Raw genomic sequence first — 21,137 nt, forward strand, 5'->3', positions numbered from 1 at the left:
TGAACGTATGCGGCACGCTCCTTGTTTGGACTATTGTAGAAACACGAATCAATTAGCCAAACGTAGTAAAAGGAGAAAAACGATGGAATTCGACGTGATAAAAGCAAAAGATTTACAGGCTTTGGTGAACTCTGTAGAAGCCTATGTTAGAAACGGATGGGTCCTGAAGGGCAGCGTATTTGAGCAGGGCGGAAGCTATACCCAAGAGGTGGAGCGCCAGAAGCCAGCCAAAAACACCAATAAGCCAACCAACCGCAGGAAAAGCTGGGTAGCCTGGCCTGTGAACAATGCGTAACAGCCGCTTTTTAGCCTGCTGTATTTATGCTAACTTGGGCAGGTAAACCTAGCCATACATGAACAGGACGCTTGCCCTCGTTATCGCATTCTCATCCACCTGCCTATTTACTGGGTATGCCCAGCGCCGGGTGCTCGATGCGCAGCAACTGCTGCGCGACGTAAAGGTGCTGTCTGCGGACTCTTTGGAAGGCAGGCTCAGCGGCAGCCAGGGCAACAGAATGGCCCAAGATTACATCACGAGCCGTTTCCAGGAGATAGGACTCAAGCCCTATCAAAACAACCTCAGGCATACCTTCCGTCTTGAAGGCAGAGGTATAACAGTGGAGGAGGCGGTGAACCTAATCGGCTATATTCCGGGCAAATCAGACAAAGCCATCGTTATCACAGCACATTACGACCATGTGGGCGTGCGTAAAGGAGAGATTTACAACGGTGCCGATGACAATGCCTCTGGCGTAGCGGCTCTTCTGGCCGCCGCCGCTCACTTCAAGAAGCACAAGCCTTACCATACCTTGGTTTTTGTGGCGCTGGATGGGGAGGAGTTGGGACTGCAGGGAGCTAATGCTTTCCTGGAGAACCCACCGGTACCGCTTCCGAACATCCTGCTCAACCTGAACATGGACATGCTCAGCATCAACCAGAAAGGCGAACTCTACGCCAGCGGCTCCTATCATTACCCGGCGCTCATCCCATACCTGGAGCAGGTAGCGGCGCGGCCCCAGGCGAAGCTTTTGCTGGGACACGACCGACCGGAGCAGGGCGAAAATGATTGGACAAGGCAGTCAGACCACTACCAGTTTCACAAGCGTAACATCCCCTTTATCTACTTCGGAGTGGAGGACCACCCGCATTACCACAAGCCCTCAGACGATTACGTTAACATCCATACCACCTTCTATCCGGATGCGGCGGCACTCGTCATCGATTTCCTTTCAATATTGGACAAAAAGCGGCCGGTAACGCTACAAAATACTAAGTAGCAGGAGCGGCATTAACCCCATGATTACCACCAGTATACCTTGAAACTTGCAGTTTTAGGCGGGTAAATGGGATAATTCGAGTTAGTTTATTACAATTCCTATATTGCAATGTATTTATACTAAATTCTTCATCCTTTCCTTTGCCCTTCCGTAGATAGAGAAAAAGCGCCATTGCTTTTGCCACTCTTTTAGACAGGAAAATTTAATCCTGTCGGCTAATTATCAGGCACCTAACATATTATGAAACTACCTGTCTGGAGCATGAACAGGAGACTCTACTTCTATCTACTTTTTTTAGCGATGGCTACTGTCTGTGCTACGTCCGTCTATGGGCAAGGCGACGCAATCAGGCGCATGGGCATCAGCAAAGTGCCGGAGCGTGGCCTGGTGATACAGGCCGGGGCAGGATTGGCCGCCGTCAAGAGCGACATCTGTGGCAGCTGGGGGTGCAATGACATAGGCCCTGCCATGGGCATTGGAGCACTTTTCAAGGCCACGCCATACCTGTCCTTTAGTGGGGAGGTGGAATACATCAAGCTAGGGGCCACCGAGAAAACCCCTGTCAACAACATCACCTTTGAATCCGAGGTAATTGAGGTGTCAGCCATGGTGGTGATGAACCTGCTCGACAGCTACAGCGGCTCAAACAACTACCGCTCCACCCGCAAGCGCTTCGTGGTGCCTTTTGTGAAGGCGGGCGCAGGCTTTGTGTATTATACCCCCACTTCTTACCCGACCAACAGACGCGAGAACACAGACGTAACATACGACCGCATACGCTCTTATCCGGCCATCGCGGGCGTGGTTCCATTTGGAGGCGGCATACGCTTCCGCTTCTCCGACCACTGGAGCGTCGCGCCTGAAATCGTGTACCACATGACCACAACCGACTACCTGGACAATGTGGGCCCGCCCATCGGGTTTGCCCACACCAAGGACCACTATGGTGTGTTCTCGGTGAAAGTGCTCTATACCCCTATCCTCAAAAACGAGGTGTTTACGAAGAAGAACCAGGGAATAAGCGGTTTCAAGAAAAAGAAATAAGCACTGTCAGTTCCTATACATTCCTAGTGACTCCAACTGAACCCCTTGCCTTGCCTGCCGTAGAGAAGTAGGTTGCTGAGAGCCTGTTTTGGCTGAGCAGCACAACCTGCAAAACCACATGCTATGGAAGCACAAAACAAGAAAAACCTCTGGTGGCTCGCCGCTGGTGCCGGGGCGCTGTTGGCAGCCCGGGCTATCAACAGGAAACTGAACGCTTACGATTTCAGAAACAAGGTGGTGCTCATCACGGGCGGAGCGCGCGGGCTTGGCCTGGTCATGGCGCGGCAGCTGGCTAAGGAGGGGGCACGCCTGGTGCTTTGCTCCCGCGACGAGATACAACTGGAGGATGCGCACATGGAGCTGGCCGGAAACGGAGCCGATGTCATGGTATGGCCCTGTGATGTGACCCAACAGGCACAGGTCAGGGAAATGATTGACCGCGTTCAAGGCAGCTTCGGGAACATTGACGTGCTCATCAACAACGCTGGCATTATTACTGCTGGACCGGTGGAGGAGATGGTGGAGAAGGATTTTGAAGAAGCCATGCAAGTACATTTCTGGGGACCGCTCTATACCACGTTGGCCGTGCTGCCCTCCATGAAGGCGCGTGGCGGAGGGCGCATCCTGAACATCGCCTCGATTGGGGGCAAGTTGGGGGTGCCGCACTTGGTGGCCTACAGCGCCAGTAAATTTGCCTTAGTAGGGCTCTCGGAAGGGCTTCGGGCCGAGCTGAAGCAACACAACATCATCGTGACCTGTGCTTCGCCGGGGTTGATGCAGACGGGCAGTCCACGAAACGCCAACGTCAAAGGACAACACGAGGAGGAGTACACGCTCTTCAAAATTCTGGACTCCAACCCCATGACGTCCATTACTGCCGAAGAGTCGGCGAAACAGATTTTAGATGCCTGTCGCCACGGCGATGCCGAAGTGGTGACGTCTATCCCTGCCAAAATAGGCGCCTTCATACATGGACTTTCCCCAGAAACCACCACGAACTTCTTTGCTGTGCTGAACCGGGTACTGCCGGGCGCAACAGGGGAACAGCGGACCAAGAAAGGCTACGAAAGCGAGACGCCCCTTTCTATGTCAGACCTGACCAGCAGGACTCAGAAGGCCGCCTACCGCAACAACGAATTATAACTAGAAATCAGATAAACCTATACCTCGAAAGCCAGGCTATACCTGGCTTTCACTACATTGCCCTTATGGAAATCAAAAGCAGAGAGAAGGCCTATGACGGCTATTTCAAGATATACAAGCTAAACGTGGAGCAGCACGGCCATTCATTCGTGCGTGAGCAGTTTGACCGGGGAACTGCCGTGGCAGCGCTGGTGTATGACACGGAACAGGAGTGCTACATTCTGACCCGGCAGTTCCGTGTAGGGTCGGAATCGGAGTTGGTGGAGGTAGTAGCCGGTATGGTAGACGAAGGGGAGAGTCCTGAAACCAGTGTTGTCCGTGAGATAGAGGAGGAGATTGGGTATGGTGTAGACAAGTTAGAGCATTTGCATACCTTCTACTCGTCTCCTGGCGGTACAACCGAGAAAGTGCATCTGTACTACGCCGAGGTGTCGCACCAGCACGCTAATGGTGGCGGCAAGAAGGATGAGCACGAGCACATCGAACTGGTGAAGTTCACACGAGAGGAACTGGCGCAGGAAAGTTTTGCTGACGCCAAGACGATTATCGCGCAGCAGTGGGTGTTGTTGCAGGGGGAAGGGTAGCAGGAATTATATTATTACTTCGTAGTTACTGTCCCGCCTTCTTCGCTCGCCGGGTTGTTTCATAGTCTCGCCTGGCCGGCGGGGCCTTACTTTTTGTCTTGACACAATCGAGGGCCCCTACCCCCAAAGTAAGCAAAAAAGGCAAGTCGATTTTGAACTCGCTGACCGCTCGAACAAAAAATCGTCATGGGTGCACCTGGCTCAGGCCGTTGCCTTGTGGTTACTGTTTTAAGTATGTTTTGCTATGCCTGCCACTCCATTCTCCTCTTTCTGTCATTCCGACGAAAGGAGGAATCTGTTACCACAGCCACCGCCGGTTCGAGCGCAGCGGGAACGGCGGTGAGATATGACGGGCGGTGTGCACTTGGGTTGTTGCTCTATTCTTCCCTTGTTGCCTTCAGAAAAGCCGCATCTGCGGCTCGTAGAGAAAAAGATTCCTCCTATTGTCGGAATGACAAGATTAATTGTGAAAATTCACGAGCAGGATTCCCCTCACGGGTGGGAGAGGCTCATCTTCAGCAAGTACTAATTCCCGGCATGCGGCTACAGCGTCTATACCTAGCCAGCAACAAAGGCAAAATCCTTTTTAGAGCAATTACCCTAAATAAGTTACAAGCAGGGATGGTTAAATCTGGCCTTGGGCTGACCCTATTCTCCTAAACCCTAACCCTGTGCCGCTGACTTCAGCTTCTCTTTGAACACCTTGCGGAACTTGTCTACTTTCGGGCGGATGACAAAGCTGCAGTAGGGCTCATGGCCGTGTGTGTTGAAATAGTTCTGGTGGTAATCCTCGGCGGGATAGAACTCCCCCAACGGCTCAATGGTCGTTACGATGGGGTTGCTGAACGCGCCGGCGGTTTCTAGTTCCTGTTTGTACTTCTCAGCCAGCTGCCTTTGTTCCTCGCTGTGGTACAGGACGATGGAGCGGTACTGGGGGCCAATGTCATTCCCTTGGCGATTCGGGGTCGTCGGGTCATGTGTCTTCCAGAATACCTCCAACAGCTCGTCGTAGCTTATTTTGTGTGGGTCGTAGGTGATTTGCAGCACCTCGGCATGGCCTGTCGTGCCAGTGGTTACCTGTTTGTACGTTGGGTTCTCTACCTGGCCGCCGGCATAACCCGACGCTACCTTTTCAACTCCCTCTAACTCCTGAAATACAGCTTCTGTGCACCAGAAACACCCATTCCCAAAGGTTGCTTTTTCCATTTTTATATAATGTATGCGTGAAGTCTTGGCCATGCGCAGCAGACCAAGGCTATACCTTCTCAAAGGTACGGCTATTGCAGATAAACCGTCTAATTAGAGAATTGTTGTGGGCAGATTATGAAAGCTTCCTCCAAAAGAAAGGAAATTGAGTGGACAGCTCTGAAGCTATACCTGCCCGTCTGGATGTCAATTCCGCATGTTCTGCATCAGGCTCTTGGCGTCAGCGGCACCCTCCAGGCTCAGGTACTCGGCTTGCAGCGCCCTTACCTTGAGCTTGTCGCTGTTTGACATCTCGCCTTCAATCTGGCGGCGGCGTTGGTTCAGCAGCCCGTATACGTGGTCCACATAGTCCCAGTCGTTCTGGGTCCAGTTCTGACGCTTGGCCCTGACCACGCCCATGAAGGTAAGGTATGCCTCACGCACGTTCTGCGGCGATATAGAGTCTACATCTTCAAACTCGCGTAACAGCTGCTCCTGCCACTGCTGCAGCTCCTGCACGTCAAGGGGAGTGTCCTGGCGGCGCTCCTGGCGGTTTTCCCATCGTTCGTAGCGCTGTTTGAGACGCGCATATTCCGCTTTGGACTCAACTGAAAGACTGTCCAGGTTTTGGTCTATCTCGGCGGTGCGGCGCCTGAAGTCGTCTTTCACATCGGGCCATTCGCGCTGTATGGAGCTGTCTCCCTGTTCGACCTTCTCATTCATCCAACCGCGCAGCGACTCCAGCCGATCATCCACGGTGCGGCCGGAGCGCACCACCTGGGCAGTATCCTGCTCTGTTGTGTCTACGGTGATTTCTTCGGTGTTCTCGGCTGTGCGGTTTCCCTCGCAACTCCAGAGGAGCGTTGCCAGGAAAAAGACCGTCACGTACTGTATGTGTTTTGGCATCATGTTTCTTATGCTGTATGGGTTCTGGGCCAGGTCTATACCTGCCTTTTGCTATTACTACGAAAAGGGGAGATGCAGGATACTATGGGCGCACAGCCAGCAGGGGTTTGTCCTTGCTGATGCCGTCGCCATAGCTATAATGACCGTTTACGGTGACGGGCAGTTTGCCACGAGCCGGTATTTTCCCGAACAATACCTTCGCAGCCGCTATCTGGGCGTGCGCATGCCGCTGATACGCCACCACCAACACACGGCTCTTGTGTATGTCCTTGAACTGGTCTAAGGTATAGGCGTTGTCGAAGAGCGTCATAACGGCTCTGTCAGACCTGGCCAGCTCATTTACAAACTCAGTCGCCTCTTTGGAGTAGCCTAGCCGGTTGCTCGGGCTGGCGCCGGGTCCATACAGCCCAACCAGCACGTAGTCATACCCACGCAGCTTCTGTTTCATCTTCTTGACTTCCTTGGCATCGGCCTTTCGTGAGATTACAAAGTTGGTGGTGCTGCGGGTGTATTTGTCTACCTCCCGCTGAAATAAAGTAGGCCGTATCGCCCCAAAGGATAGTGTGGCGATTTTATGTTTCTTTTTCTGGCGTATGGGCAGTAGGTTCTTTCGGTTGTTGAGCAGCGTCATGGCAGCCTCGGCCAGGGCATGGTTGGTACTATCGGCTATCTCCGGATTGAGGTCCTCATATAGGTTCTCCAGTTCGATGGGCCTATACTTGTCCAGCCCCACCCATTGCTTGGCAGCCAGCATCTTTTTGCAGCGCCTGTCAATCTCTTCTTGCGACAGCTCCCCCCTGATGATGGCTTCTTTTATAGCACGTATGGCCTTGGGCACGCTGTTGAGTCGCTCCAGTACATCGTTGCCGGCCATCAGGGCACGCGCCTCGGCCTCACCCGCCGGGAAATATTTGGTCACGCCCTTCATCACCATCGCATCGGTGAATACTAGGCCTTTGAACTCCATCTTTTTCTTGAGCAGGTTGGTCACGATAGGCTTGGAGAGCGTGGAGGGCAGGTTCATAGTCGTGTCAAGCTCGGGCATGTGCATGTGCGCCACCATGATGCCCCCGATGCCGTGCTTTATCAGTTCCCGGAAGGGGTAAAGCTCCAGCGAATCGAGGCGAGTGCGGTCATGGGGTATAACCGGCAAATCATAATGGGAGTCCACATCGGTGTCGCCGTGGCCAGGGAAGTGCTTGGCTACAGCGATGATGCCATTTTCCTGCATGCCGCGCATATAGGCCAAGCTCTTAGCCGTCACGTCCAGTTTATCCTCGCCAAAGGCGCGGTAACTGATGATGGGATTCGCGGGGTTGTTGTTGATGTCGGCCACAGGAGCAAAATTGACATGCATGCCCAAGCGCTTGAACTCCTGCGCCACTTCAGCCCCCATCTGGTATATCAATCCATTATCCTCAATGGCGCCCAGCATCATCTGGTAGGGATACTGCACCGTGCTGTCGAGGCGCATGCCAACGCCTGTCTCGGCATCCATAGAGATGAGGAGGGGTACTTTGGAGGCAGCCTGGTACCGGTTGTTGAGCTTTGCCTGGCGCACAGGGCCTCCTTGGAAGTAGATGATGCCCCCCACCTTATACCTGGTGATGAGGTTCATGACATCGGCTTCGTACTTGGGTCCTTTGTTGGAGAAGGCTTCGATAATAATCAGCTGTGCGATGCGCTCATCGGGCGTCAGCGTCCGGAACACGGAATCCACCCACGTAGAAGGATTCTCAATCGCCTCCATCAGCGAAGCAGGAGGCGTATAAGCGGTCTCGGATGGAAAAAACTCACGCTGATTCCCCTCTGTGTACTCATGTTTCTGAGCATCGGTGCCTTCGCAGGCGCATAACAGGAACACCAGGACCAGAAGCAGGAGGTGGTGCACCACGCCTGAAAGGGAGGCGCCAGAACGTTGCTTGGGTGCGTACATGGTATGTGCAAAAGAATGCCACATGTTAATACTTACATTTATCTGTTTGGTTCGCCGCATGCACGGAGAGCCAAACATGTGAAAGCCAACCAAACAGGGCGGCTGAAAAAGAGCAGATACGGTGAACAGCTATAAAGGTAAAGGCTGACTACGCTGTTTTTGTTCAATACCAGTATATTTAGGCAGGCTGCTGCACCCTTAAATGAAAGTATCTGGAGAATTGAGTGGCGTGTACAGCCTGATAAAAAGAAAACACGTTGTTGCCTGGTGAATGGGTCCAAAACGCCTCAGGAACCTGCTCGGCGATTTGCGTGGCTCGTTCCGTGAATACTATACCTATGGCTCCTCCTTCTATTGGACACCTCTTGCCCGACACTCAGGCAGAGAGCGAACGTTTTGCATACAGTTTCCTGCCAGGCACGCTTTTCGTTGCCCTCATTTGGCTCATTGCGCTGTTGGTATACCTGAGTGACGTGCAACTGACGTGGCTGGGCGTGCTGCCACGCAACTCGCTGGGCCTTGTGGGTATAGTCACGGGGCCTCTCATCCATTCCGGGTTGATACATTTGCTTTCCAACTCCTTTCCGCTGGTGCTGCTCTCGGGTTTCATCCTGTTCCTGCACCGGCGGGTGGCGTTGCGGGTGTTCATGTTCGTGTATGTGCTGAGTGGCCTGTTCACCTGGCTCATTGGCCGCGATGCCTACCATGTAGGGGCAAGCGGCGTGGTGTATGGGCTGGCGGGTTTTCTGTTGTTCAACGGGATGCTGCGCCGCGACAGGGCAGGGTTGGCGGTATCGCTGGCCATTCTGTTTCTGTACGGAGGTTTGTTTTATGGGCTGTTTCCGGCGGAAGAGCGTATTTCCTGGGAAGGGCATCTGGGAGGCTTGCTGGCAGGTATGGGAGCTGCTCTGCTGTACGGCGAAAGCGTGGAGAGAAGGGCAGAACCGGACGAGAGTGAGGCTGCGGCAACAGCGAGTCCAATAGCGTTACAGCAACGGCACCAGAGCAGCACACTGGGGAATAGCCCCTACGCGATGAGGTATACCGTAAGTACTGACAACGCTAAGGCCACTTACCTGCACCCCTGCCGACTCAACCCCAAATCAGGTATGGTAGAATTGGGGACAAGACATACAGTCATAAAATCAGATAAGCCGTAAATGCTTTACATGAACGAAACAAGGCAGCAGGAACAGGCCGAGGTAAAGCAAAGTAAGTGGCCCCTCATCATTACCGGCATTATATTGTTGGGGCTGGTCGCGGCCTACTTCAATTTTCCTGGCTTTCAGGAGAGCATGAAAGAAGGCTGGGAGGTGCTGACCAGCGGCGAGGAAGAGCGGATTTCAAAATGGGTGGAGCAGTTCGGCTTCTGGGGGCCCTTTTTCATTGTGTTGGCCATGGTACTGCAGATGTTCCTAATCGTTGTCAACGTGGTGGCGTTGATGCTGGTGGCCATATTGGCCTACGGACCTGTATGGGGGGCAGTGATTGCTATAGTGGCCGTGCTGGTAGCCTCTACCGTAGGCTACATGATTGGCAGAGGCCTGGGAGAGGCCGGTGTACGCCGCATCATAGGGCAGAAGGCGGAAGAAAAAGTGTGTAGCTTTGTGAATGAGTATGGGATTTGGGCCGTCATCATAGCTCGGATTTCACCCATCCTTTCTAATGACGCCGTGAGTTTCGTGGCTGGAATCACTAAAATGGCCTACCCCAAGTTCATCGGGGCTACTTTGGCAGGCATCACACCTCTTGCCATCCTGCTGGCATGGCTCGGCGAGAGCAACGACAGGCTCATCAACGGCCTTATCTGGGTGGGAGTAGGGAGTTTGGTTCTCTTCATCGGCTACGTGCTATACGACAAGTACTTCCGCAAGAAAGCATCCCATGAATAGAGCTGTTAACTGTCCTGTCATTTGTATTTTCAGGTATACCTCCTGTATAAATTACAGCGCCAAGTAACGAACTTTAAAAATTTATATTGTATAGGGTTATTCAGTATTTGCTATACCTGTTCTTTAGATTTTTTATGTAGGAATAAGCTAAATATTAATTTAAAAAATTGTATATAAAATCTAATATTCTACTAGTTGGAATGAACCGCTGTTTAGATAAATTTATATATAAAAATCGAAAATTTACATGACATAAATAATCTCAATAATCCGCCTTTACAGATAAATTAATCCATGTAAGAAAACCTATTCCGAAATGCCGCCGTTTAAGCGGTTTATTGTAGGAAATTGATGTTTCACGAAATGGATTACGTATGTTTAGGGTCAAATTACTAGCAGTTGTGATTTCCATTTTTGTTGCCTTCGCCGATGAAATGGCGCTCCTCAAGGCAGAATCTTCCGAACCTTCGGAAGAAAAAACAGAAGCCACTCACCGTCCTCCCACTTACATCCAAAAAGTACAATCACCTGACGAACTACCCGAGACTTATACCGTATCTGCCACCGTCTATTTCCCCGAAAGAAGCCAGACCGACAGCGACCCCCTCACGACGGCAGACGGCTCCAAAATCAACCCCAGAAACCCCAAGAAGCACCGTTGGATAGCTCTGTCCCGTGATATGCTGTCGCGCTGGGGAGGCGAAATCCAGTATGGAGACTCCATCTGGGTGCGCGGCATATCAGACGAACTGGATGGCATGTACATAGTGCGCGACACCATGAACCGCCGCTTCCGCAACCGCATCGACATACTCGTGGGCAGGAACGACAACATCATGGGGAGATGGGACAATGTAGAAATAGCACGTGCCGAGTTCCCGCAGGAGGAGGAGCTTGAACTTGACTTCAAGCCGAGCTACTACGGTTTGGCCATGTCGAAGTAAGGTATAGGCAGTGAGTAAACCTGCCCTCTTCTTAAAAAGGTATGCTGTGATTTCTGAGTAAGTCGGATTTTCCTAACTTAGGCAGTAAAAAAGAGCAGAACCATGACGAGAGAAGAGGCACTTGCCATACTAAAGGATATGACCACGAGCGAAAGCCTGCTGCGCCACGCGCGAACCGTGCAACTGGTGATGGAGGCCTACGCTGAGAAACTGGGGGAAGACAAAGAGGAGTGGTCCATTACTGGGCTGCTGCACGACGCCGACTACCAGGCCTACCCGGAGCAGCACCCCAACGTGATTGTGCAGCTGCTGCGCGAGAAAGGGCAGGAGAAGATAGCCCATGCCATTTCGGCCCACTATACCCACTGGGGAGTGCCCTACGAAACCACCCTGGACAAAGCACTGATTGCCTGCGACGAGATTACCGGCTTTATAGTGGCCTGCGCACAGGTACGGCCGCAGCGCCTGGAAGGACTGGAGGCGAAGTCTGTCCTGAAGAAACTCAACACGAAAGGCTTCGCCGCCTCTGTTGACCGGGACGAGGTGCGCAAGGGCGCTGAGCTCTTCGGGGTGGAGATGCAGGAGCACATCAACTTCATCATCTCGGTGCTGCAGCAGAACCAGCAGGAACTGCAGCTGGAGCCACAGCAAAGTACGAGCGCCTGATCAGGTATAGCTGCCGCTTCTGTTGCCAGGGGCGGCAGTTTACATTAAGCCAGGTAGTAAAGCAGCGCCTCCATGCCTTTGGCATTGTCATCCGCCTCCACCACTTCATCAATCACGGTCTGTATCTCCTGTTCGGACCAGCTTTCCTTTTCAGCGGCTTTCACAAATAGGTCCAACGCGGCATAGCGGTTCATGCTGGCGGGTATAGTGGCCTTTACTTTCTTTCTGATTTGCATGGGTATAATCCTTTTGGCAAGGATACACAGGCTTTGGCAAAAAGTCAATTTTGCCTTCAATTAGTGGGCGCTCGGAAAGCATTCTAGCAGCTTCTGGAGCAGCTTTATTAGGATGATGTTAATAAAAAATTGACCAACCCTTCTGTGAAGCCACCGTTTTATAGGTATACCTCAACCAAAAGAAGGAGCCTATGGAGAAAGAGGTTTTCACGCTTGAGAAGATTCAGGAACTGGACGATGCCACACTTCTGTATTTTGCTGCGCCCATCATCGTGGCATCCGTGGTGATAGAATGGCTGGTGGGTGTGTACAAGCAGCGTGACTACTATGACAAGCGCGATTTCATAGCGGCAGTGGCTATTGGTGCGGGTAGCATGGTGCTGGGGTCCTTGCTAAAGGTGACGATTTTCTATACCACTATCGTCATCTACAACGCGGTGCCTTGGGCGGTGCCGCGCTCGTGGTGGGGTTTCGTGCTCTGCTTCCTGCTGGTTGATTGGCTGCGGTACTGGGCGCACCGCATCTCGCATGAGCAGCGTTTCTGGTGGGCGACACATGTCACCCACCACTCTTCCCAGAAGATGAACTTCTCCGTCTCGTTCCGCACGGGTTGGACACAGCATATCAAGTTCATCTTTTTTCTGCCTGTCCCTTTCCTGGGCCTCGACCCGCTCACCTTCCTGATTTGCCACCAATTGGCCGTGTTCTATCAGTTTTGGGTGCATACGGAGCTCATCCGGAAACTGCCGGCACCACTGGAGTATATCTTTGTCACCCCTTCGCACCACCGGGTGCACCACGGTTCCAATGCCAAGTATATCGACAAGAATTACGGCTCCACACTCATCATTTGGGATAGGCTCTTCAATACCTTCCAGGCAGAGGAGGAGCGCCCAGTCTACGGCCTGACCAAACCAGTCACCTCTTATAACCCGCTATACCTGGTGTTCCATGAATGGGTGGACCTGTTCCGGGATTTGCTGCATGCCCGCTCGGCAAAGGAGGTATGGAAGCTGCTGTTCAAGCCACCGGGCGCTGTGGTGACGGCCTTTCAGCGGGAGCAGGAGGCACTGCGGGTGCAACTGAAGGAGAAGGAGGAGCCGGAATCTGTGCTGTCGGAGGATGGACTCGGTCAGTTAGTAGGAAGCGTAGGTATAGCTGAGGGCATAAACACGGACAAATAAAAAAGCATGGCGGCTGCCATGTTTCTGTATTAGTACTGTTCCTGATAGCCGCCTTGGCGGGAGGCAGGGTTGCTCTGTGCCTCACGTGGCACCCCCATCTTCTCTTCACGGCGCGACTGGTACTGCGCAAACTGCTGCTCTGTCAGGACATCCTTGATTTGGGAGAGGCGCGTCTGGCTGATGATGTCCATCTGTTGGGCCAGTTTGCGTGGGTCTGACTTCAGTTTGGTTCGGGCCTCCTCAGCGTGGCGCATGCTGGTTCGGTTGATTTCCTGAAGTTTCCGGGCCTGGTCTGGCTGCAGGCGCAGGTTCTTCACCATACCTGCTGTAATGTCGTCGGCCCGCTGCTCCACCGATTTTGGGGCGCTTTGTGCGGTTTTGGTTTGCTTTTGCTGGCTGGCAGGAGCCTGGGCAAAGGCAACGGTGGTGACTGTGGCAAAAAGTATGGCGGCGAGAGCTGCTTTCTTCATATGTGTCTGATTCTGTTTAAGAGCTTTCCTTACAAAAACTGTTCCGCAATCCGGCTCAGGACTTTCGTAACAATGCCTTTGTGGCTATAGTTTCGGTGCAGGGGGATAACGCTACGACTCCGAGTGGAAGTATACCTTGTAGAAGTGCATGCCCCGCTCCTGGTCGAAGCCTCGCTCCACATACTGCTCGCTCTGCTCCGGGTTATACCCACTGAACTTGATTTCTATCTGCGTGTCGAGTTTGATGAAGTTGCGGAATTTGCGTTTCATGTACTTCACTGTGTTCTTGTTGATGGCGAAGTCCGTGAAACCCTCGATATCTCGCTCCTCGGCAAAGGCCTGGGTATAGTTCTTGAATTTCTCGGCCGTCTCCGGCTGGTCAATCACGCTGCTAGTGAACTCCTCCAGGTCAAAGGTCTCGCTCTTGGAGAAATAGTCTACGGAGCGGCTAATAAAATCCACCTGTGCCTTCTTGCTGTCCGTCTGGGCGAACACTTCTTCTGAAAAGTCCTTGCACAGGTTTAGGGCTGCCTTGGTATTGAAGTTAGTATCCTTCAGCTCGGCCACGTGCAGGAAGTCCTCTTTCCAGAACACGGCATCGGTGCTGTTGGCGTCCACCATTTTCACCCGGAACCCGTCCTCGGCCTGGGTGTTGAAGATGAGGCAGCCTTTATCCACGCTCTTGATGTTCACCCCAAAGTGGTAATTCATGCTCAGGTCACCGTCCTCCTCCTGGAAGGTCAGAAACGTGTCTTTGTTCTCTGATTTGAAGATACCGATGGCGTCCACGATACCGTCCTCCATCAAACAGCCCGACAGGTGCACCACGTAAAGCTCCCCGCTTTTCACCTTAGGGTGGTCCGACTGCTCATAGAGGTGGTTGAGCACGTGCACCGAGTACTCCAGGAAGTTGTGCGGCTCCGCGAACATGAGCGCCGAATAGGCAAACATCTCGTTCAGGGCGATGTCGGAGGTATGGGTGAAGCGGAAAAACTCCTCCTGCTTGAAAGGCGCTATGAAATAATTGGTCAGCAGGCTGCTCAGCTGTTCATCGCGCAGGTCCACCAACTCTTTAGATATGATGACGCCCTCATCCTTTGCCTTGTTGCCTACCCGATGTACCGCCAGCCTGTTCAGGCGCACCTGTGTTTTGTCGCTCATTTCTTATGGATTAAACCTGGCCTATGTCCTGGCCTGTGGGGCTGCAAATGTAAGGCGAAGTATACCCTCCGCCCAAATAAGATTTTAGTAAATACGGTCCCTGTTTTGCCATATCTATACCTCTTTAAAAATATTTTAAGCAATCAATTAGTTGATAGCTAATTATTTATACCTAAGTGTGAACTTTTTTGCTATCACCTGCATCAGTTTTGGCACGGTTCTTTCATCTGTCCAATCAAGCAGCGCAGCTTGATTTCCTGATTATTCAAATCTTAAGTACAGGTGTTATGAAAAAGATATTTTTACTACTAGCCGTAGTTCTGGGAATGGCGGCTACCCAAGCAAATGCGCAGCAAAATACAGGCGTCCGATTCGGCATAAAGGCAGGCGTCAACCTGTCGGAGTGGCAAGGCGAGACCATAAACAGCGCCCAGGACCTGATGGATATGACCAATGGCTCCCTGACCCGAAAAATGAGAGAGGGCTTCCATGTGGGCGGCGTCGTGACTATACCTGTGGCGCCTGGTTTCGAGATTGAGCCGGGCCTGCTGTACTCCCAGAAGGGTATGCGCCTGGTAGGCAAAGTGCCGCTGGAGCAGTTCGATTTCCTGAACGCCCGGGTGACGGTGACCAACAAAGCCGAGTACATTGACCTGCCGTTACTGGCCAAGCTATACGTAGGGGAGGGCTTTCACATCTTTGCGGGTCCGCAGGTCTCTTACCTGCTCTCTAACAAAGTACACGTAGAGGCGGGAGCACTGGGCTTCAATGCACTTAACCAGGAATGGGATATGAAAAACGGCTTCCGTGAGTTTGATGTGGCGGCCACCGGAGGTATAGGCTATCGCTTCGCAAGCGGCCTGAACCTGAGTGCCGGCTACGACTACGGCTTGAGCCCTGTGGACAGCAACGGAAATTTCGAGACGTTCAACCGCGTTGTAAAAGCCTCAGTAGGTTTCACCTTTTAGGTATAGCAGAAAGCAAAAGATAGATTGGAATTGGTAACGTGTTTTGGTGAGTTGAACCGGCCTCTGTAATCGACAGAGGCCGGTTTGTTTTTATACCTAATCGGTGTAGAGGCAACTAGAGCATCACGCCGTTGTGCACGCACAGCCGGTAGCCCTGACCGTGTATGTTGATGATTTCCACAGAGGGGTCCTCGCGCAGGTACTTGCGCAGTTTGGCGATGTAAACGTCCATGCTGCGTGCCGTGAAGTAGCTGTCTTCTTGCCAGATGCGCAGCAGGGCCTCCTCGCGCGGCATCACATCGTTCAGGCGCTGGCAGAGCAGGCGCAACAGCTCTGATTCCTTCGGCGACAGCTTGTGCGTCTCTCCGTTGAGGTGCAGCAGCCGGAGCTTGTACTGGAACCGGTATTGCCCGATGCTATATTCTGTCACCTCGGGCTTTTCTGCTACCTGCGCTCCCGACTTGCGATGCATAATCGCTTTTATTTTGTAGAGCAGCACCTCCGAGTCAAACGGTTTGGTGATGTAGTCATCCGCTCCAATCCGGAACCCCTCTAGCATATCCTCCTTCATACTTTTGGCTGTGAGGAAGATAAGGGGCGTTTCTGTGTCCAGTTTCTTGATTTCTCGGGCTAATGTAAAGCCGTCCTTGCCCGGCATCATCACATCCAGGATACAAAGGTCAAACTTCCCTTTCCTAAAGGCCGTGATGGCCTGGCAGCCGTCCTGACTCAGCGTCACATGGTAATCGTGCAGCTCCAGGTAATCCTTGAGGACGATGCCAAAGTTGGGGTCGTCTTCGGCCAGCAGTATGTTCAGTCCGTTCTCAGCCATAGTATGGTTCGCTTTGCGGTGGATGATATGCTAAAGATGCCAGCACAGCGCGAAAGGCTGCACTTGCCAGGAAAAAAATTATGTGTTAAAGGGCAGGAAAACTTCGAATCGGCTGCCTCTGCCGAGTTCGCTCTGCAGACGTACCTGTCCATGGTGTGCTTTCACGATGGCCTTGACATAGCTAAGACCCAACCCAAAGCCTTTCACGTTGTGCAGGTTGCCCGTAGGAACCCGGTAGAATTTTTCAAACACACGCATCTGGGTGTCACGCGTCATGCCCATACCTTTGTCCTCCACTGCCAGCAGAATGCCGCCCTCCACGTTCTGGGTCACCAGCCGTATGTCCGGGCTATTGGGAGAGTACTTATTGGCATTGTCGAGCAGGTTGCAGATGACGTTGTAGGCGTGCACCTCGTCCAGTTTCAGCTCGTGTTCCAGGGCATTCAATTGGGCTGTAACCTGGCCCAGGCGCTCTTCCACCTGCAGGCGAATGCTCTCTACTGCTTTCACGACCAGCGCATGCAGGTCCACAGGCTGCAGGTTCATCTTGAACTCGTTCTTCTCGAGTTGCGCGATTTGCAGCACGTTCTCCACCTGCACGTTCATGCGCTTGTTCTCCTGGCGGATGATGTTGGTGTAGTACTGTATCTTGTCGGGGTTGCTGTATACCCTGGGGTTGGCGATGGAATCCGTGGCAAGCGAGATGGTGGCAATCGGCGTCTTGAACTCGTGCGTCATGTTGTTGATGAAGTCGTTCTTCATCTCCGAAAGCTTCTTCTGCTTGAAGATGATGTGGATGGTGGTGCCAAAGGTGGCCACTATCACCAGCGTGAAGACCGCTGAGAACAGCAGCATCACCCAAAGCGACTGCAAGGCATAGGTCTGGCTATCAGGAAAGTATACAGCCAGGTAGTCGGGCTTATCCCAGATGTCGTTTGGGAAGAGATTGGCTTTGTAGGTAGCAAAGTCATCTGATTTGGCGGCGGCAATATGCGCGGCAGCCACCGTGTCCTGTTGGCCGGAAAGCACCCAATACCCGAAGTCCAGGCAGATACCTTTGTTGTTAAGTTCGGACTTCAGCATGGGTTGCAGGTTAGCCAGGTTGAGGCGCTCCTGCAGTGGCACATCCTTAGACACGTATTCCACCACCATCTTCTCCACCACGTTGTTCAGTTTCTCTTTTTTGGCTTCCACCTTCAGGGGGTCAGGTATAGCAGGTGGCTCCGGTGTAGGGGGAGTCGGTTTGGGGGTTTCCTTGGCGGCAGCACGTCCTCTGGCAGGTTTCTCCTGCAGGGCCTGGGCCTCCTGGAGTGGGGTAACAGGTCTGTACAACACCCTGCCTGGAATGGCAGACAGGCTGGCCAACTGCTGCTCCTGCAGCCTTGTTGCCGCCCTCTGTACCACAAACACACTGTCCCGAATCACGTTGATGGCGGCTATCTCCTCTTGTTTGAGGCGCACATGAGGCACACGCTGGCGCAGGAGGCTATCCAGGTGCAGGGCAATGTACTGAAGTGTGTCTACAGATATCCGTATGGGGGTGTTGTTGAGCTGACGGCGGTAGGTGATGGTACCTTCGGTCAGGTGGTCGAAATGGATGGAGCCATTGCCTCTCGCTTTGGCCAGCCGGATTGAATCACCGACAAGGCTACGGACTGCGACCACTTGCTCCAGCTGTTTCTGAGAGAGGCGTATACCTTGTGGAACCTGCTGGAGGTACCGCTCCAGGTACGCCGAATCAGGGATTGCGTAGCTGAACTGCAAGTAGTTGTTGCCTTTGCCCTGTTGGGTATTGGGTTGCTCAGCATAGGTCCAGACGGTTCCGGATTGTAGAGGATTCTCCTCCTGGGTGGCTGCTTCAGAGCGGGCGGCTTCCTGATGCCTTTTTTTATTTTCTCGAGGACCTGACTTCGCTGCTTTTTCCTCAGGAGCCGTTTGCTCCGGAAGAGGGGGAGTTGCAGGTATAGCAGCCGGCACCTGGGGAGCGTGCTGCAGCGTAGCCATGCCGTTGGCCACAGCCGATACAGCCTCACGCGTCTCCAGCTTTTCCACCACGCGTGTGAGCGCCTCATGCACGCTGCGGTCAAACTGCTCCTGCTTCACCCGGATAGCATCCGAAATCCAGTACAGCTGCAAGCCCACCACACCAAGCAGCGAAATGCTCATCAGCACGATTACCCCAATGATAGTTGACTTGCTCATATAACAAATTTACGTTTTTAGAAGAGTTTGTCCAGATATTTAACTTTTCTTTAACGCTAGCAGGAAAAATTTGCAGCCGAAGCCAAGCTGTTGATAGTGAACGACAAGCAAATCAGGGGGAGCAGCGACGGCAACTTTGACCTCCATTTTCATGGAAAGGGTCATCTTCTTTTTATTTAACTTTTTCTTAACAGATTTTAACCTCTTGTTAACGCTAGCGCGCTCGCACTCTGCGTAAATTTGGGAAACGATGTACAAGTCCTAATCCCCAATACTATGAACCTAGCCACCATTCTCCAATTCTTGCTGAAGCTGTTCCTCCTGCTCCTGACAGCGCTGCTGCCCCTGCACCAGGTGCTGGCTCAGGACGCAAAGACCGATGAAAAGAAAGTGCGCGTTAAGATAATCCGCACCATGAACGGGAAGATGGAAATGGTGGATACCACCATCACGGCACCTGACCAGGTGACACTGCTGCAGGGCATCAAAGGAATCAGGCTGGACACGGCCGCCCTGCGCGGACTGGAAGGTAGGATGAAGACCCTGCTGGTAGATGTGGACCATCCTGACTTGCATGAAATGGCCAAAACCCTGCGCGCGGATACAGCTCAACTGCGCAGGTTGCGGGAGGTGCGGGTGCAGATGATAGGGGCTGACTCGTTGATGCGTGTGATGGAAAAGCGTTTCGAAATCATCAAAATTGATAGCCTGTCCGGCACCGGCCAGGTGGTGCCGCGCATTTACTTCAGAAACGATACGGCAGGCGCTATGCGGCTGAAGGAGGGAGAGGCAATAAGCGCAATCAACCCGAATAAGATAGACCGCATTGTGGTGGACCGCATAAAAGGCCGGCACAAAACAGACTCGCTGCTGCTGAAGGAAGGCAAATCCTATGTCAGAATCAACACCGACGACAAAACAGGCGACCACAAGGTATACCGCATTGATGCCGATGGCAATGAGATGGAGGTGAAAGCAGAAGACGTGGGGGTGAGCTTTGCCGGTCGAGGCAGGGTCATCTACTTTGTCAGGGCGCAGGTAGAGGACGCCACAGCCGAGGAGAAGAAGCAGCTGAAGGAAGCCGGAGCCCCTGTCGAGATGAAGGCTAAAGAGGAGCTGAAGGTGGAAGAGATAAACTACTACCCCAACCCGAACAATGGCCGGTTCAAGCTCAGCTTCACGCTCAAAAACAAAGGAACCACTGTGGTCCGCATCATGGACAGCAAAGGCGATGAAGTGTTTGTAGATACGGTGGAGAAGCTCTCAGGCGAGTATAGCCGCGAGATTGATATCTCTCCCTTCGGACCTGGCATCTATTACCTGCAGGTGGCGCAAAATGACCGGTACCATACCAAAAAACTGTTGGTGCAATAAAAATAGAGAGTGAAATAGAGTGGTTTCGTCTGAAAGCCCGGTGCTGTCTAGCGCCGGGCTTTCTGCGTTCTGAACCCTTAGCATGCGCTGGCAGTAAAAGAAGTGAGCCTATACCTATCCTGCCATGAAAATCAAAATCCGAAGTCTTGTGACGCTGCTCCTGCTGTTAGCGGCCTTTAGCCAACTGCAGGCGCAGCAAAAGCAGGCCATTTACAACGCCACCCTGGACGACTACGCTTATCGTTACCCTGTCAGTCACTTTGAAGTGGAGCAGGAAGGGGAGAAGCACCGGATGGCCTACATGGATGTGGCGCCCTCCCTGAAGGTGCAGAACCCGCAGACAGTGGTCCTGCTGCATGGCAAGAACTTCATGGGCGCCTATTGGCAGGAGACTATCCGGTTTCTGGCGACCAACGGCTACCGGGTGGTGGTGCCAGACCAGTTGGGTTTCGGTAAGTCAGACAAAGCGAACGTGCACTACAGTTTCCATCAACTTGCCCAGCACACCCGTGATTTGCTGGAGAGCCTGAAGATACAAAACGCCGTGGTCGTAGGCCACTCCATGGGCGGGATGCTAGCCACCCGGTTCGCGCTCCTATACCCGGATATGACGCATAAACTCGTTCTCGAGAACCCAATCGGACTGGAAGACTACCGGATGATGGTACCCTACAAAAATCTGGACGAGCTATACCAGGAGGAACTCCGGCGGACGGAACAGGGCATACGCAACTACCACAAAACCTATTATACCTCCTGGAAGCCCGCCTTTGATGAATGGGTGCGTGTGCCGGCGGGGCAACTGCGCGGTGCCGACTATCCGATGGTGGCGCGGGTGGCTGCCATGACCTATGCCATGATATACGAACAACCTGTCGTGCATGAGTTCAGCCAGTTGCAAGTACCGGCCCTGCTTATCATCGGGCAGGAGGACCGCACGGTGGTGGGGAAAGCGTACATTCAGGAGGAAGAGAAGCGGAAGCAGTATGGGCAGTATCCCTTGCTGGGCAAGCAGGCGGCTGAAGCCATACCTAACGCAAAACTGGTGGAGCTGAACGGAGTAGGACACATCCCGCACCTGGAGGCGACGGAACAATTCCATAAGTCACTTCTGGAGTTTCTGAAGCAGTGAT

At 52.9% G+C, this 21,137-nt stretch carries 21 protein-coding genes; 13 read left to right on the top strand and 8 right to left on the bottom strand.

Annotated features, from left to right (window positions below; genetic code table 11):
- Positions 1-82: 82 nt before the first annotated feature.
- The 5 genes from B051_RS0112635 (at position 83) to B051_RS0112655 (ending at position 4,048) form a co-directional block, all read left to right on the top strand.
- Positions 83-295: a DUF1737 domain-containing protein gene (locus tag B051_RS0112635; protein ID WP_018478569.1), complete on the top strand. Its 213-nt coding sequence runs from the start codon at positions 83-85 to the stop codon at positions 293-295.
- Between the two features lie 58 nt (positions 296-353).
- Positions 354-1,277 carry a M20/M25/M40 family metallo-hydrolase gene (locus B051_RS0112640; RefSeq protein WP_018478570.1) on the top strand — a complete coding sequence of 308 codons (924 nt, stop codon included), beginning with the start codon at positions 354-356 and terminating at the stop codon, positions 1,275-1,277.
- A 240-nt stretch (positions 1,278-1,517) separates the two neighbouring features.
- Positions 1,518-2,321 carry an outer membrane beta-barrel protein gene (locus B051_RS0112645; RefSeq protein ID WP_245539624.1) on the top strand — a complete coding sequence of 268 codons (804 nt, stop codon included), beginning with the start codon at positions 1,518-1,520 and terminating at the stop codon, positions 2,319-2,321.
- A 123-nt stretch (positions 2,322-2,444) separates the two neighbouring features.
- Positions 2,445-3,464 carry an SDR family NAD(P)-dependent oxidoreductase gene (locus B051_RS0112650; protein WP_018478572.1) on the top strand — a complete coding sequence of 340 codons (1,020 nt, stop codon included), beginning with the start codon at positions 2,445-2,447 and terminating at the stop codon, positions 3,462-3,464.
- A gap of 65 nt (positions 3,465-3,529) precedes the next feature.
- The gene (locus B051_RS0112655; RefSeq protein ID WP_018478573.1) at positions 3,530-4,048 is read left to right on the top strand and encodes an NUDIX domain-containing protein; all 519 of its coding nucleotides are present in this window, start codon (positions 3,530-3,532) and stop codon (positions 4,046-4,048) included.
- A 663-nt stretch (positions 4,049-4,711) separates the two neighbouring features.
- Here the strand turns inward: B051_RS0112655 and msrA are convergent.
- From msrA to B051_RS0112670, 3 genes are all read right to left on the bottom strand, one after another.
- The gene (gene msrA / locus B051_RS0112660; RefSeq protein ID WP_157578847.1) at positions 4,712-5,254 is read right to left on the bottom strand and encodes a peptide-methionine (S)-S-oxide reductase MsrA; all 543 of its coding nucleotides are present in this window, start codon (positions 5,252-5,254) and stop codon (positions 4,712-4,714) included.
- Between the two features lie 186 nt (positions 5,255-5,440).
- A complete protein-coding gene (locus tag B051_RS0112665; protein ID WP_018478575.1) occupies positions 5,441-6,142 on the bottom strand; it encodes a hypothetical protein in 702 nt (233 codons plus the stop codon).
- A gap of 79 nt (positions 6,143-6,221) precedes the next feature.
- Entirely contained in the window at positions 6,222-8,075 is a 1,854-nt protein-coding gene (locus B051_RS0112670; protein WP_018478576.1) for a glycoside hydrolase family 3 protein, read from the bottom strand.
- A 338-nt stretch (positions 8,076-8,413) separates the two neighbouring features.
- Between B051_RS0112670 and B051_RS21255 the strand changes: the two genes are divergently transcribed.
- The 4 genes from B051_RS21255 to B051_RS0112690 all read left to right on the top strand — a co-directional run bounded on the left by B051_RS21255 (position 8,414) and on the right by B051_RS0112690 (position 11,577).
- Positions 8,414-9,235, top strand: a complete 822-nt coding sequence (locus B051_RS21255) for a rhomboid family intramembrane serine protease (RefSeq protein ID WP_018478577.1) — start codon at positions 8,414-8,416, stop codon at positions 9,233-9,235.
- A 9-nt stretch (positions 9,236-9,244) separates the two neighbouring features.
- Positions 9,245-9,967: a TVP38/TMEM64 family protein gene (locus B051_RS0112680; RefSeq protein WP_245539625.1), complete on the top strand. Its 723-nt coding sequence runs from the start codon at positions 9,245-9,247 to the stop codon at positions 9,965-9,967.
- Between the two features lie 401 nt (positions 9,968-10,368).
- Complete coding sequence (locus B051_RS0112685) at positions 10,369-10,911, top strand: RlpA-like double-psi beta-barrel domain-containing protein (RefSeq protein WP_018478579.1); 543 nt, start codon at positions 10,369-10,371, stop codon at positions 10,909-10,911.
- Between the two features lie 102 nt (positions 10,912-11,013).
- Positions 11,014-11,577 carry an HD domain-containing protein gene (locus tag B051_RS0112690; RefSeq protein ID WP_018478580.1) on the top strand — a complete coding sequence of 188 codons (564 nt, stop codon included), beginning with the start codon at positions 11,014-11,016 and terminating at the stop codon, positions 11,575-11,577.
- 44 nt (positions 11,578-11,621) lie between these two features.
- Here B051_RS0112690 and B051_RS0112695 read toward each other — a convergent pair whose 3' ends face one another.
- On the bottom strand, positions 11,622-11,813 hold the full coding sequence (locus B051_RS0112695; protein WP_018478581.1) for a hypothetical protein: 192 nt from the start codon (positions 11,811-11,813) through the stop codon (positions 11,622-11,624).
- Between the two features lie 191 nt (positions 11,814-12,004).
- On the opposite strand from B051_RS0112695, the gene B051_RS0112700 reads away from it, so the two are divergent.
- The gene (locus B051_RS0112700) at positions 12,005-12,997 is read left to right on the top strand and encodes a sterol desaturase family protein (protein ID WP_018478582.1); all 993 of its coding nucleotides are present in this window, start codon (positions 12,005-12,007) and stop codon (positions 12,995-12,997) included.
- A 29-nt stretch (positions 12,998-13,026) separates the two neighbouring features.
- On the opposite strand, the gene B051_RS0112705 is transcribed toward B051_RS0112700, so the two are convergent.
- A complete protein-coding gene (locus tag B051_RS0112705) occupies positions 13,027-13,467 on the bottom strand; it encodes a hypothetical protein (protein WP_018478583.1) in 441 nt (146 codons plus the stop codon).
- Positions 13,468-13,578: 111 nt separating this feature from the next.
- The gene (locus tag B051_RS0112710) at positions 13,579-14,628 is read right to left on the bottom strand and encodes a nucleoid-associated protein (protein WP_018478584.1); all 1,050 of its coding nucleotides are present in this window, start codon (positions 14,626-14,628) and stop codon (positions 13,579-13,581) included.
- A 287-nt stretch (positions 14,629-14,915) separates the two neighbouring features.
- Here B051_RS0112710 and B051_RS0112715 point away from each other — a divergent pair, with 287 nt between their 5' ends.
- Positions 14,916-15,596, top strand: a complete 681-nt coding sequence (locus B051_RS0112715; RefSeq protein ID WP_071594885.1) for a porin family protein — start codon at positions 14,916-14,918, stop codon at positions 15,594-15,596.
- Between the two features lie 115 nt (positions 15,597-15,711).
- Here B051_RS0112715 and B051_RS0112720 read toward each other — a convergent pair whose 3' ends face one another.
- Both B051_RS0112720 and B051_RS0112725 read right to left on the bottom strand, forming a co-directional pair.
- Complete coding sequence (locus tag B051_RS0112720; RefSeq protein ID WP_018478586.1) at positions 15,712-16,428, bottom strand: response regulator transcription factor; 717 nt, start codon at positions 16,426-16,428, stop codon at positions 15,712-15,714.
- A 78-nt stretch (positions 16,429-16,506) separates the two neighbouring features.
- Positions 16,507-18,630, bottom strand: coding sequence for a sensor histidine kinase (locus tag B051_RS0112725; RefSeq protein ID WP_018478587.1), 2,124 nt, complete (start codon positions 18,628-18,630; stop codon positions 16,507-16,509).
- Positions 18,631-18,906: 276 nt separating this feature from the next.
- Here B051_RS0112725 and B051_RS0112735 point away from each other — a divergent pair, with 276 nt between their 5' ends.
- On the top strand, positions 18,907-20,004 hold the full coding sequence (locus B051_RS0112735) for a T9SS type A sorting domain-containing protein (protein WP_018478589.1): 1,098 nt from the start codon (positions 18,907-18,909) through the stop codon (positions 20,002-20,004).
- Positions 20,005-20,128: 124 nt separating this feature from the next.
- Entirely contained in the window at positions 20,129-21,136 is a 1,008-nt protein-coding gene (locus B051_RS0112740) for an alpha/beta fold hydrolase (protein WP_018478590.1), read from the top strand.
- The last annotated feature ends 1 nt before the right edge of the window (position 21,137 follow it).

Source organism: Pontibacter roseus DSM 17521, assembly GCF_000373265.1.
Classification (GTDB): domain Bacteria; phylum Bacteroidota; class Bacteroidia; order Cytophagales; family Hymenobacteraceae; genus Pontibacter; species Pontibacter roseus.